Below are 13765 nucleotides of genomic sequence, written 5' to 3'. Positions count from 1 at the left end.
AATGCTTTAGTATATACCCAAATGATATTAAGATACAGTTTACAAACATAGGGTTCATCGAAAATTAAATTCGTTAAACTGCATTGTCTTGAACATTTCACGATTAAAAGAACATTATTATTTCTTGATTTTTTCATAGTAAATATAATTAAAACAACTAAAAAAAATAAAAACCATAAAATTTTATTATTTAAATTCAAAGCAACATTGTTATAAAGTATATAACTTACGCACATTAACCAACAATTATACCTATCCCATTAATTTATCATTTGGGTCATGCAGCTTAAAGATGCTTAGGCATAATAAAATCGAAGACGAGAAAATCATGAATCATAAATATTCCTCAATGCGAAGTAATGTCAATATGTTAGGCACTTTACTGGGCAATGCGATAAAACGCGCTACTGGCAATGAAACCTTTGATTTAGTTGAAAAAATAAGAAAGCTATCAAAATCAGCTCAACAAGGAAATACCCAAGCACATAATGAGCTACTCAAATTAATTGAAAACCTTAATGATGATGATTTATTACATGTTGCACGGGCATTTAATCAGTTTTTAAATTTAGTCAATACGGCTGCTGAATATTATGGGATTTCTCCCCATGGAGAAGCATCTAGTAGCCCGAAAAAAATGACTGAATTATTTAGTACACTTAAAAATCTCAATTTTTCAAATCAAACTATTACAGAAGCGATTAATGAGTTATCGATTGAATTAGTGCTAACTGCACACCCGACCGAAATTAATCGCCGAACCATGATAAATACTTATACGGCTATTAATAACTGTTTATCTCAACTGGATCATGATGATTTAGCCGACTATGAAATAGAACGAATTATGCGCCGCTTAAAACAGTTAGTTTGTCAGGCATGGTATACCGATGAAATCCGCAAAAAACGCCCTACCCCCATTGATGAAGCCAAATGGGGATTTTCGGTCATTGAAGATAGCTTATGGGAAGGTGTCCCTCTATTTTTGCGTGAGCTTAATGACCAGTTAGTCGATGCCTTTGATGAACAATTACCAGTTGATCATGTGCCTATTAAATTTACCTCATGGATGGGCGGAGATCGTGATGGTAATCCAAATGTGACAGCAAAAGTGACCGAAAAGGTCATGCTACAAGCTAGATTAAAAGCTATTGAGTTATTTTTAGCGGATATTCAAATACTTGTTCGTGAACTTTCAATGACAGAATGTAGTGATTCAGTTATTGATCTGTTAGATGAAAAAAACAAAACCATTTCCGAGCCCTATCGAGCGGTAATGAAACAGTTACGAACACGTTTAATTAACACTCATAATTATATTGAAGCTTTGCTGAATAATGAACGAGTATTACCACCTAGTGATATTTTAATTAAAAATGAACAATTATGGATACCGCTTTATACCTGTTATGAGTCATTAATTGATAATGGCATGTCAACCATAGCCCATGGTCCATTACTTGATACTTTACGACGCATTAAAAGTTTTGGTTTACAATTAGTCAGATTAGATATTCGCCAAGACAGCTCTATACACACCGAGGCGCTTGACGCATTAACTACAGAACTTAATTTAGGTAGCTATGCAAAATGGTCAGAGGAAGAAAAACAAGCCTTTTTATTAACAGAGTTACAATCTAATCGACCATTATTACCTTATAACTGGCAACCAGATCAAATGGTCCAAGAAGTATTAGATACTTGTCGTGTAATAAAAAAAGCGGGCGAAGAATCGATTGCCTCTTACGTAATATCAATGGCTAAAGCCCCTTCTGATATATTAGCCGTTTATTTATTATTGAAAATTGTTGATTGTCAAAAATATATTCCAATAGTGCCATTATTTGAAACATTAGAAGATTTAAATAACGCTAAATCGGTGATGCAAAAACTGCTGGATATTCCTTGGTATCGTGACAAAATTCAAGGAAAGCAAATGGTAATGATAGGTTATTCTGATTCGGCTAAAGATGCGGGAACACTCGCAGCATCTTGGGCACAATATCGATCGCAAGAAGAATTAGTTAGCTTATTTGAAAAATATAATACTAATTTAGTGCTATTCCACGGGCGAGGAGGTTCAATAGGTCGAGGTGGAGCACCAGCGCATGCCGCACTACTTTCGCAACCACCAGGATCATTAAAAGGCGGCCTTAGAGTTACCGAACAAGGCGAAATGATTCGTTTCAAACTTGGTCTGCCAGAAGTGGCACTCAGCAGTTTAATGCTGTATACATCAGCGATTTTACAAGCTAACTTATTGCCACCGCCAGCCCCCAAACAAGCGTGGCGCGATATGATGGATAAAATGTCAGAACTTTCATGCAATTGCTATCGCAGTTATGTACGAGAACGAGCTGAGTTTGTTGATTATTTTAGAGCTGTGACGCCAGAAGCCGAGTTAGGTAGATTACCACTTGGTTCCAGACCTCAAAAACGCCGTACGGGCGGTGGTATTGAAAGTTTACGTGCTATTCCATGGATTTTTGCTTGGACACAAAACCGTTTAATGGTACCGTCTTGGCTTGGTGCTGGTAGTGCACTTAGAGCAGCAATTGCAGAAGGTAAACAAAATATTCTTAAAGAGATGTATCACAATTGGCCTTTTTTTAATTCCCGATTAGGTATGCTTGAAATGGTCTATGCCAAAGCAGCACCAAACATCCACGAATATTATGAACAACGTTTAGTTGATCCTGCTTTATGGCCATTAGGCGAAGAGTTAAGAAATCTGTTAACCCAAGATATCAATACCGTGCTAACCATTACCGATGATATTAGCTTAATGGCTGATTTACCGTGGATAGCACAGTCTGTGGCTTTGCGTAATACTTATATTGAACCATTAAATTTATTGCAGGCTGAGTTATTAAGTCGTTCACGAAAATACAGCGATAACGAAAATATCATCGTAGAACAGGGATTAATGATTACTATTTCTGGAATTGCAGCTGGTATGAGAAACTCAGGATAAAAAGATCAATACTTTTTCTGCTGTTAACAAAGAACTCGCTTTTTAACGAGTTCTTTGATCTGTTTGATGTATAAAATAGCCAAAGCTATTGCTTAATACCAAAAAAACTCAAATATTCTAAATCCAACTACATCAAATATAAGTGCGCTCCGTCTAACAAAAAGCGATCTCATTGTCAATAAAAATTTCAAGTTAACATATTTATTTTATTTGATTTTTAGATAAAAACAATTTATTTATGTAATATAAAAAAAACAAGTTTTAATAATAGATTGATATATCAAGAGGGAAACTAAAAAGAAGTGTATTTATAATAGTCCCAAAAGCACCGATATTTTTACTACTAGACAGGTATAAATTGATAAAACAACTATCCCAAAATATCGACATTATTACTAATCAAATACAGTGCATTATTATCACAATGAACAAAAATATATGTTAGCCGATAGCATATTTTTAAGTATTTGTAATAGCATCCCAATAAAAAATAAACCCCAAATGATATCGAGGTTTGTCAACAATCTAAAAAGCACAATGCTTTTTTATTTTTTAGGTAATAGCTGTTCTAAATAAGCTTTAGCGTCTTGATCCCCTTGCTCGCTAGCTTTAGTAAACCAATAGATAGCACGCTCTTGATCTTTATCAATACCTTCACCTTCCAGATATTTAACGCCCAAATTATATTGAGCATCAACACTGCCTTGCTCTGCCGCTTTTAGATACCATTCAACGGCTTTTTCCTCGTCTTTAACAACACCACCGCCGACATCATACATCACACCAATATTATATTGAGCATCAGCATTGCCAGCTTGTGCAGCTTTAGTAAACCAATAGGCTGCTTGCGTATTATCGGGTTTAGTTCCCGTTCCTGTTGCATACATAATGGCTAAATTATACATAGCTAGCACATGTCCACGTTCTGCCGCTTGTGTATAAAAATAGCTGGCCGCCATATAATCTTGAGTCAAACCATCGCCATTTTCTGACATGAGTCCTAAATAATATTGTGCTTCTGAAATATTATTTTTCGCAGCTTTACTAAACCAGTCCGCCGCGGTCATGCGATCCGCAGAGACGCCATCACCGAAAAAATAGATCATACCCAGATTTAAATAAGCGTCATAAATACCTTCATCACCTGCTTGTGTAAAATAGTCAATTGCAGTTAATGTGTTTTTTTCTACGCCCTCACCTTCTTGATACATTAAAGCTAAATTATATTTAGCCAATGCATAATTTTGATCTGCCGCCAATTTAAAATATTTAACCGCTTCATTTAAATCACGATTGGTTCCCAATCCGCTTTGATACATAAACGCTAAATTATTTTGTGCTTTGGCAAGTCCTTGTTCTGCTGCTTTTTTATACCAAAAAAAAGCACGCACATCACTAGCTTCAACCCCAAACCCTTGTTTATAAACGCCCCCTAATGAGTACTGAGCTTCTGCGTTTCCTTTTTCGGCAGACAAACGTAAAGAAGGAAGCAATGACTCTGACTCTTTAAGTTTCAATTGCGTATCATCAGCTTGGGTTTTATAATTTGCAGCCATTGCACCATAAGAAATAGATAATAATAGTACTAATAATATTCGATTTTTTTTCATATTTTTTAATTATAGTGACATTAATAATAATTATACATAAATGCGTTCAAAGGGAATAGTGTTTGTTTAGTACCTATTCAGTTTGAAATTATATTTTTTATATCAAGCTGTATGCGTTTATGTTCACTTTAATAAACAATATATTAAACTATAAACCAAGTTCATCCCAAATTTCATCAATCCGAGCAACAATTTTAGGGTCTTTCTTGATAATTGTTCCCCATTCACGATTGGTTTCACCTGGCCATTTATTGGTCGCATCCAAGCCCATTTTAGAGCCCAATCCAGAAACCGGCGAAGCAAAGTCTAAATAGTCGATAGGTGTATTATCAATAAAAGTGGTATCACGCTGTGGATCCATGCGTGTTGAAATAGCCCACATAACATCTTTCCAGTCACGGGCATTAATATCATCATCACAGACAATCACAAATTTTGTATACATAAATTGTCTTAGATAAGACCAAACCCCCATCATGACGCGTTTAGCATGGCCTGGATACTGTTTTTTAATTGTCACAATCGCAATACGGTATGAGCATCCTTCGGGGGGTAAATAAAAATCGACAATTTCAGGAAATTGTTTTTGCAAAATTGGTATAAAGACCTCATTCAACGCAAGTCCCATTACCGCGGGTTCATCTGGTGGCCTACCGGTATAGGTTGAATGATAAATCGCATCTTTACGACGAGTTAAATGTGTCACGGTAAATACGGCAAATTGCTCAACTTCATTATAATAACCGGTGTGATCACCATACGGCCCCTCTGATGCTAATTCATTAGGATCGATATAACCTTCAAGCACGATTTCTGCACTAGCTGGAACCTCTAAATCATTTGATAACGATTTCACCACTTCGGTTCGACTACCGCGTAATAATCCAGAAAAAGCATATTCGGGTAAGGTGTCTGGCACGGGTGTCACTGCACCTAAAATAGTTGCCGGATCAGCGCCAATCACAACACTAACGGGGAATTTTTGGTTAGGATTTGCTTGTTGCCACTCGGCAAAATCAAGTGCCCCACCACGATGTGAAAGCCAGCGCATAATTAATTTATTTTTGCCTAAAAGCTGCAAGCGATAAATACCCACATTTTGTCGATCTTTATAAGGACCTTTAGTAATAGTCAGTCCCCAAGATAACAGCGGTGCCACATCATCGGGCCAGCAATGCATAATAGGTAAACGCGTCAAATCCACTTCATCATCCTTAAAAATCACCTCTTGGCAAGGGGCTGATGAACGATGTTTGACAGGCATATTTAGTACTTGTTTATATTTAGGCAATACATTAAAAAATTGCCGTATGCCTTTGGGTGGTTCGGGTTCACGCAAAAATGCCAATAACTCACCAATTTCACGCAAAGCTAAAGTATCTTCACGCCCCATCCCCATCGCAACGCGCTTAGCGGTGCCAAATAGATTACATAAAACAGGCATATCATAACCAATCGGGTTTTCAAATAATAAGGCAGGACCTTCGTTGCGTAATACGCGATCAGCAATTTCGGTCATTTCAAGATAAGGATTAACAGGAAAAGTAATTCGTTTTAATTCACCTTGCTGTTCAAGATAATCTAAAAAATCTCTAAAATTTGAAAAATGCATATATTATTACTCCCTGTTATTGACTGATCTTGGGTTAACCAAATCTAAAAGTCTTTTAATCCTTAATGAAAACCTATCATGCAATTGAATTAGTCAGCATCAAAGTTTTCACTGTAAATAGGTACTTGTTTATTTTGATTACACTCAACAATTTTAGGTAATAGGGTTTCAAACTGTTTTTTGTCGATTTCAATAAATTCATCTTGCTCAACTTGATAAAATAAATATTGTTCAGATTCATCATCGAATAGGAACGAGGCTAGCCAGTCATTGCGATCATCACTATTTTCATTAGCAAATATCTGAATAATACTATTTTCACGCTTTTCGGGTTGGTCATGTAATTTATAATCAATGATCTTCTCAGCGATTTTAGCGTCATATTCATCAAAAATAATATAATCACTTTGATTGGATTGGCACTTTTTTATACTTATTTCAGCATGACTGATTGGTATAAAAAAACATAAACAGGACAACACAAGAGCAGATAGACTCAATTTCATTTTCGACCTCTTAATTAAGATTTAATCAAACTATGAATTTTACCAATAGCCTCACTGTTATTTGGCGATAAAGTAAGACTGGTAGCCTCATCAATCGTTAGCCATTGATAAGCTAAATGTTCAGTAAGCATAGGTGTTATCTCATTAACAAGAGGCAGATAAAACCAATGTTCTTTATTTATCTTAACTTCTGGCGCATATCTATGTCTAAATTGAGGAAAAATCTCAAACTCAACGGTATGCTTTGCATCTATTAACTTAAGATTTTGCCCTATAATATCAATGCCTGTTTCTTCAAAAACTTCACGAATCGCAGTATCTAATGGCGACTCATTAGCTTCCATGCTACCTGTAACTGATTGCCAAAAACAAGGGTCATCTTGACGCTGCAACATAAGACAACGATTTGTTGTCTGGCAGAAAATCACTACCAGAACAGATTTAGGATTTTTAAATTTTTGCATCAAATATCGCTATTTTTTACTTACTTCAATACCCAGTTCAGTTAATGCCGCCGCATTTGCTGGACTTGGTGCATCGGTTAATAAACATGCAGCCGCAGTTGTTTTAGGAAATGCGATCACATCGCGGATATTATCGGTTCCACTTAATAACATGCTTAATCTATCTAATCCAAATGCTAATCCTGCATGTGGTGGTGTGCCATATTTTAATGCATCAAGTAAAAAGCCAAATTTTTCACGTTGATCATGTTCATCAATACCTAAAATTGAAAAAACCGCTTGCTGCATTTCACTACGATGAATACGAACCGATCCCCCTCCCACTTCATAACCATTTATGACCATATCATAAGCATTCGCAACAGCATTTGCAGGTTTTTTGATAAGCTCTTCTGGTGTATAATCTTTTGGTGAGGTAAATGGATGATGCATCGCCGTTAGTCCTTCGTCGGTTTCTTCAAACATAGGGAAATCAACAACCCAAAGTACCGCCCATTTACTTTCATCAGTTAAGCCTAAATCCTTACCAACTTTTAAACGCAATGCGCCGAGAGCATCACTTACAACTTTATAACTATCAGCACCAAATAATAAAATATCGCCATCTTTAGCATTGGCTCGATTAAGTAAGGCTTCCATTTGTAATTCATTAAAGAATTTTGCTACAGGACTTTGTACGCCTTCTAGCCCTTTATGACGTTCATTAACCTTAATCCATGCCATACCTTTAGCACCATAAACCGAAATGAATTGTGTATATTCATCTAACTGCTTGCGCGTTAATTGAGTGCCATTTGGTACACAAAGTAAAGCTACGCGACCTTTAGGATCATTGGCTGGAGTTGAAAATACTTTAAAATCAACATCTTTAACAATATCAGCCACGTCAATAATTTCGAGCGGATTTCGTAAATCGGGTTTATCGCTACCAAAACGACGCATCGCCTCAGCAAAAGTCATGATAGGGAACTGGCCTAAATCGACATTTTTAACATGCAACCAAAGTTCACGAATCATTTGTTCCATAATCTCACGCACTTGTTCGGCCGTCATAAATGACGTTTCAACATCGATTTGGGTAAATTCAGGTTGACGATCAGCTCTCAAATCTTCATCTCGGAAACATTTTACAATTTGATAATAGCGATCAAATCCTGACATCATCAGCAATTGCTTAAATAACTGTGGTGATTGTGGAAGGGCATAAAATTCACCTTTATGAATTCGGCTTGGCACTAAATAGTCTCGAGCTCCCTCAGGTGTTGCTTTGGTTAACATCGGTGTTTCAATATCTAAAAAACCATGCTCGTTCATAAATGAACGAACAAACGCAGTAATTTTGGCACGAGTTTTAAAAATCGTTGCCATTTCAGGGCGACGTAAATCAATATAACGATATTTTAAACGCTGTTCTTCACTATTGTTTTGATTGAAATCAAGAGGTAAAACATCACTACGGTTAAAGATAGTCAGCTCAGAAGCCAAAATTTCAACCTCACCAGTTGCCATCTCTTTGTTGATTTGACCTTCAGGTCGAGCTCTTACTTTCCCTTTGATTTGAATACAAAATTCATTACGTAACTCACCGGCAAGTTGATACGCTTGTTGATAATCAGGGTCGAAAAACACCTGAACAATGCCTTCACGATCGCGCATATCAATAAAAATCATACCGCCTAAATCTCGACGTTTATTGACCCACCCACACAATGTTACTTCTTGATTAATATGAGATGCCGTTAACTGACCGCAATAAATTGAACGCATAAAATATCCTGTTTAAGTATCAATCTTTAAAAATAGTGTTTATTATAAAACAAATAAAACCCTTATAAAGGCATTTATTGAGATTTCTTCTTTAATTGTTTAAATATTTTGTGTTGTTATTACCATATTGTTTACTAACGCGTAATTGATGGAACTTGTTTGTTGACGTAAGTAAATTAGGTTATGTATATTAAATGCACAATGATAATTGTTGCTTATGATTTTAGTGACTATAACTAATTTTATTAACAATAAAATATTCTATGAGGCCATAAGGATGGAAATTTTAAAAGACTATAGAGTACATGCTCTTGCACTAGTCGTTGTTTTAGTATGTGAGTTCATCGGTAAACAATCGATCTGGACTATCTCAGTGTACCCGATGCTATATGCCATGATTATTGGCGGAATAATTAGCTTTCCCAAATTAAAAATATTAAAACTAAAAAATATGAATCATGCCAGTACCATCATGATTGTTACTTTAATGCTGCTTGTTGCCAAGCTTGGCGTCTCGGTTGGTCCTAAAATTGATATGATTTTAGAAGATGCGAAATTAGCCTTAGTTTTTCAAGAGTTAGGTCATTTTGCCGGCACGATTTTATTAGGTTTACCACTGGCAATGATATTAGGCATGAAACGTGAAGCGGTGGGCGCAACGTATTCAGTTGCTCGCGAACCTAATATCGCGATCGTTGCCGATAAATATGGATTAGATTCTGCTGAAGGTCGAGGCGTTATGGCGATGTATGTTTGTGGCACACTTTATGGCGCTATTTGGATGAGCATACTTGCTAGTGTAATGGCAAAATTAGGTATCCTTCATCCTTATGCGTTAGCGATGGGGGCTGGGGTTGGAAGCGGTAGTATGATGGCGGCTTCACTTGCACCAATAAGTGACCTTTATCCTCAAATGGCTAGTGAAATCAAAGCCTATGCAACAACCGCAAACTTAATGTCGAGTATTGTTGGCATTTATATTTATACGCTATTTTCGTTACCTTTTGCCTCTTTCTTATATAACCTTTTTGCCCGCTTACGACGTAACAAAGAAGGATCGCTATCATGAAATGCCTAGAAACAATATTTTTACTGATCTTAGTTGCCATTATTATGGCTGCCGGCAATACTGTAGGTTACAAAATTGATTTTAATCTGTCATTACAAGCATTATCAATCTTAGTTGCTATATCAATAGCCGGCTATTTTGTTGGTAAAATTCCACTATTAAACAAATTTCCAGTTATTTTATGGGTATCAGTCGTAGCCGCAGTGGCTTCATCACCAATATTTCCTTATCACGAACAAGTTGTTTCAATGACTGATCAGGTTTCTTTATTAGCTGTTTGTACCCCAGTACTTGCTTATGCAGGACTAGCTATTGGCAAAGATTTAGCATTATTTAAAAGTATCTCTTGGCGAATCATTCCTGTTTCGTTAGCCGTGTTTTCAGGTACCTTTATTTTTGCGGCAATCATTGCACAAATCACCTTACATTGGGAAGGTGTTATCTAATTTGAATTAGGATTTTACATATGACAAAAGAAGAACTTAAAAAAAAGGTTTGTAACGCAATAGCAAACCGTAAAGCTGACATCAAAGCGATTGCTCAGTCAATTTGGGCAGAACCTGAACTTGGTTATAAAGAACACAAGACTGCTAAAAAAGTCGAAGAAGCCTTTGAAAAATTAGGTGTACCATTTAAAAATAAATTAGCTATAACTGGCGTAAAAGGTCGCTTAAAAGGCGGAAAAGGTAGTCAGTACAGCATTGCTGTTATTGGTGAACTTGATGCCATTATTTGTGCAGATCACCCTGCTGCTGACGAAATATCTGGCGCTGCACACTGTTGTGGGCATAATGCGCAAATTGCCAATATGATGGCAGTTACGATGGGATTAATTGAGGCAGGGGCTATGCAGTTTTTAGCGGGCGATGTCGTACCTTTTGCGGTACCTGCTGAAGAATATGTTGAAATCACTTATCGAAATCGCTTAATTGAAGAAGGTAAAATCAAATATATTGGTGGCAAACCAGAGCTAATTTCGCGGGGTGAATTTGACGATGTTGATATGGCACTGCAAATACACTTAACTAGCGTACCCAATGACCGCCAAGATGGTTTTATCGAAATATCAACCACCAGTAATGGTTTTATCGGTAAACTGATTAAATATAAAGGCGAAGCGTCACACGCGGCGGCTGCGCCACATGCGGGTGTCAATGCTTTAAATGCAGCAATGATGGGAATGATGGGTGTGCATGCTATTCGCGAAACATTTCAAGAAAAAGACTATATTAGATTCCACCCGATTATTACCCAAGGTGGTGATCTAGTTAATGTGATTCCAAGCGATGTAAGAATGGAAAGCTATGTGCGAGCTGGCAATGTGCCCGCCATGATTGATGCCAATGAACGAATTAATCAAGCACTAAAAGCAGGCGCTATGGCGGTTGGTGCCACCTGTGAAATTAAGGACTTGCCTGGCTATTTACCATTAAATAACAATCCAACGCTTAACGAGCTTTTAAAACGTAATGCCGAAGCGTTAATTGGTGAAGAAAATGTTTCAGTTGCCCCTCATATGACAGGAAGCACGGATACTGGCGATCTATCCCACATTATGCCTGTTAGCCACCCATGGATTGGTTCGGTTCGGGGTGTTTTACACGGTAAAGATTATACCGTATTTGATGAAGATATGGCTTATATCCGTCCTGCGCAAATGATGGCCTGTACAATTATCGATTTACTTTATGACGACGCCAAAGCTGCACAAACGCTGATGTCAGAATATAAGCCACTTATGACCAAAGAAGAATATTTAATATTCCTATCTGGCTTTGACAAATAATCTTAATCGCTTGGCACATTGTTGTGCCAAGTTTCTGTTATAATGCTTTTTCATAATTAACCCAATAATCATCCACTATGCAAGAACTGACTGATCAAGAACTGTTTCGTTATGATAGACAAATCACATTGCGTGGTTTTGATATTGATAAACAACAAATATTGAAAAACAGTTCAGCACTGATCATCGGTTTAGGTGGACTCGGCTGTGCGGCATCACTCTATTTGGCTGCATCAGGTTTAGGCAAATTAACGTTAGTTGATTTTGACACCATATCAAAATCCAACTTAAATCGACAAATCTTATATACCGAAACAGCCATCAATCAATACAAAGTCGAGGTCGCAAAAAAAACCTTAACCAATATCAATGCCAATACGTTAATTGAAACTGTGCATCAGCAACTTGACGATGATAAGCTCATCTCGCTTATCAAACAGCATAATATTGTCATCGACTGTACTGATAACTTAGTGACACGAGAGCAAATTAACCGTTGCTGTTTTCATGTAAAAAGACCACTCGTTTCTGGCGCTGCTATCCGTATGGAGGGGTTATTAAGCGTATTTACTTATCAGCCTGATGAACCTTGTTATCACTGTTTGAGCCGCTTATTTGGTCAAGATCAACTCACATGTGTTGAAGCGGGTGTCATGGCGCCACTTGTTGGCATGTTTGGCACCATGCAAGCCTTAGAAGCCATCAAAGTGCTAACCCAATATGGAAAACCATTAATTGGTCGTGTACTAATGATTGATACAATGACAATGGAATTTAACCAAGTTAAATTTACCAAACAACTTAACTGTCGCATTTGTGGAAATAGTCATACTAATTAGGTTTCGCAATGAAAATTAACCGAATTATTTTAGCACCCATGGAGGGTGTGCTTGATTATCAAGTCAGACAACTTTTAACTTCAATTAACCAATTTGATTATTGTGTGACTGAATTTATTAGAGTAACCCATCATAAATTATCTAATCGAACCTTTTATCGCCTATGTCCTGAGCTTTACCATAACGGAAAAACTAAATCTGGCACGCCAGTGCGGGTGCAAATCCTTGGCCAGTCTCCAGAGTGGATGGCAGAAAATGCCGTTAAAGCTATTGAATTAGGCTCTTATGGTATTGATATCAATTTTGGTTGCCCAGCCAAAACGGTCGTTGGCAGTCACGGGGGCGCTTATTTATTACAATATCCCGAGCAGATATTTAATATTGTCAGCCAAGTAAGGCAAGCAATAGGGGAAAGCAATAGGTTATCCGTCAAAATTCGCTTAGGATGGGATAATAAATCACATTGTCACGATATCGCCAGCGCGATTGAACTTGCCGGTGCCAATGAAATTGCCATTCATGGTCGAACCAAAGAAGACGGCTATAAAGCCGAAAAAATAGATTGGCAAACAATAGGTCAAATCAAGCAACTTCTAAATATTCCCGTTATTGCTAATGGTGAAATTTTTTCTATTGAGGATGCACAAAATTGCATAAACCAAAGCCAAACTAACGATATTATGCTAGGCCGTGGTATTTTAACGATTCCTAACTTAGCCAATATGATTCGAACTGAACAATCACCATTCAATTGGCAACAAGTGATGGAAATTTTAATCCACTATGCAACATCCTCTATTGATGACGTTAAACCGCTTTATCATTCTGCACGTATCAAACAGTGGCTTGCTTACTTAAAACAGCACTATGCTCAAGCAGCAGACGTCCTACAAAACATTAGAACCCTCAAATCACAGCAAGAAATCTGTGATTTTTTAACTAGTGGCGATAAAAATAATATATCTTTATTCAGCCAATAAATAAGCTATGTTACACATTACTAATAAAATACACTTAGTTGATATTAAAATATTAAGTAACGTTGATTAGCAGTGGTTATAACAATTGGTGTGTTTTCATTGTAAAAATCGCTTAGGTCGCGGTTTGATTTTAATTATTTTATTTAAAATTAAATCAA

General features: G+C 36.9%; 11 protein-coding genes. 6 read left to right on the top strand and 5 right to left on the bottom strand.

Going from position 1 to position 13765, the window contains the following annotated elements:
* The first annotated feature begins 328 nt into the window (after positions 1 to 328).
* A complete protein-coding gene (gene ppc / locus GQ593_RS03585) occupies positions 329 to 2974 on the top strand; it encodes a phosphoenolpyruvate carboxylase (RefSeq protein WP_160430666.1) in 2646 nt (881 codons plus the stop codon).
* Between the two features lie 545 nt (positions 2975 to 3519).
* On the opposite strand, the gene GQ593_RS03580 is transcribed toward ppc, so the two are convergent.
* The 5 genes from GQ593_RS03580 to aspS form a co-directional block, all read right to left on the bottom strand.
* Positions 3520 to 4584, bottom strand: coding sequence for an SEL1-like repeat protein (locus GQ593_RS03580; RefSeq protein WP_160430665.1), 1065 nt, complete (start codon positions 4582 to 4584; stop codon positions 3520 to 3522).
* A gap of 148 nt (positions 4585 to 4732) precedes the next feature.
* A complete protein-coding gene (gene ubiD / locus GQ593_RS03575) occupies positions 4733 to 6196 on the bottom strand; it encodes a 4-hydroxy-3-polyprenylbenzoate decarboxylase (RefSeq protein WP_160430664.1) in 1464 nt (487 codons plus the stop codon).
* Positions 6197 to 6285: 89 nt separating this feature from the next.
* Positions 6286 to 6702, bottom strand: coding sequence for a hypothetical protein (locus GQ593_RS03570; RefSeq protein WP_160430663.1), 417 nt, complete (start codon positions 6700 to 6702; stop codon positions 6286 to 6288).
* Positions 6703 to 6716: 14 nt separating this feature from the next.
* Complete coding sequence (gene nudB, locus GQ593_RS03565; protein WP_160430662.1) at positions 6717 to 7166, bottom strand: dihydroneopterin triphosphate diphosphatase; 450 nt, start codon at positions 7164 to 7166, stop codon at positions 6717 to 6719.
* 9 nt (positions 7167 to 7175) lie between these two features.
* Positions 7176 to 8933 carry an aspartate--tRNA ligase gene (aspS, locus tag GQ593_RS03560; protein WP_160430661.1) on the bottom strand — a complete coding sequence of 586 codons (1758 nt, stop codon included), beginning with the start codon at positions 8931 to 8933 and terminating at the stop codon, positions 7176 to 7178.
* Between the two features lie 277 nt (positions 8934 to 9210).
* Between aspS and GQ593_RS03555 the strand changes: the two genes are divergently transcribed.
* From GQ593_RS03555 to dusC, 5 genes are all read left to right on the top strand, one after another.
* Complete coding sequence (locus GQ593_RS03555; RefSeq protein WP_160430660.1) at positions 9211 to 10002, top strand: DUF3100 domain-containing protein; 792 nt, start codon at positions 9211 to 9213, stop codon at positions 10000 to 10002.
* Positions 9999 to 10448 carry a hypothetical protein gene (locus tag GQ593_RS03550; protein WP_160430659.1) on the top strand — a complete coding sequence of 150 codons (450 nt, stop codon included), beginning with the start codon at positions 9999 to 10001 and terminating at the stop codon, positions 10446 to 10448. Before GQ593_RS03555 ends, GQ593_RS03550 begins: the two co-directional genes overlap by 4 nt.
* Before the next feature lie 20 nt (positions 10449 to 10468).
* On the top strand, positions 10469 to 11788 hold the full coding sequence (locus GQ593_RS03545; RefSeq protein WP_160430658.1) for an amidohydrolase: 1320 nt from the start codon (positions 10469 to 10471) through the stop codon (positions 11786 to 11788).
* A gap of 77 nt (positions 11789 to 11865) precedes the next feature.
* Positions 11866 to 12627 (top strand): molybdopterin-synthase adenylyltransferase MoeB, encoded by a 762-nt coding sequence (locus GQ593_RS03540; RefSeq protein WP_160430657.1) that lies wholly within the window; start codon positions 11866 to 11868, stop codon positions 12625 to 12627.
* 8 nt (positions 12628 to 12635) lie between these two features.
* Positions 12636 to 13607, top strand: a complete 972-nt coding sequence (gene dusC / locus GQ593_RS03535; RefSeq protein WP_160430656.1) for a tRNA dihydrouridine(16) synthase DusC — start codon at positions 12636 to 12638, stop codon at positions 13605 to 13607.
* Positions 13608 to 13765 lie beyond the last annotated feature (158 nt).

The sequence above is a fragment of the Gilliamella sp. Pas-s25 genome (assembly GCF_009795885.1).
Lineage (GTDB): Bacteria > Pseudomonadota > Gammaproteobacteria > Enterobacterales > Orbaceae > Gilliamella.
This window is presented reverse-complemented; position numbering and strand designations above follow the sequence as displayed.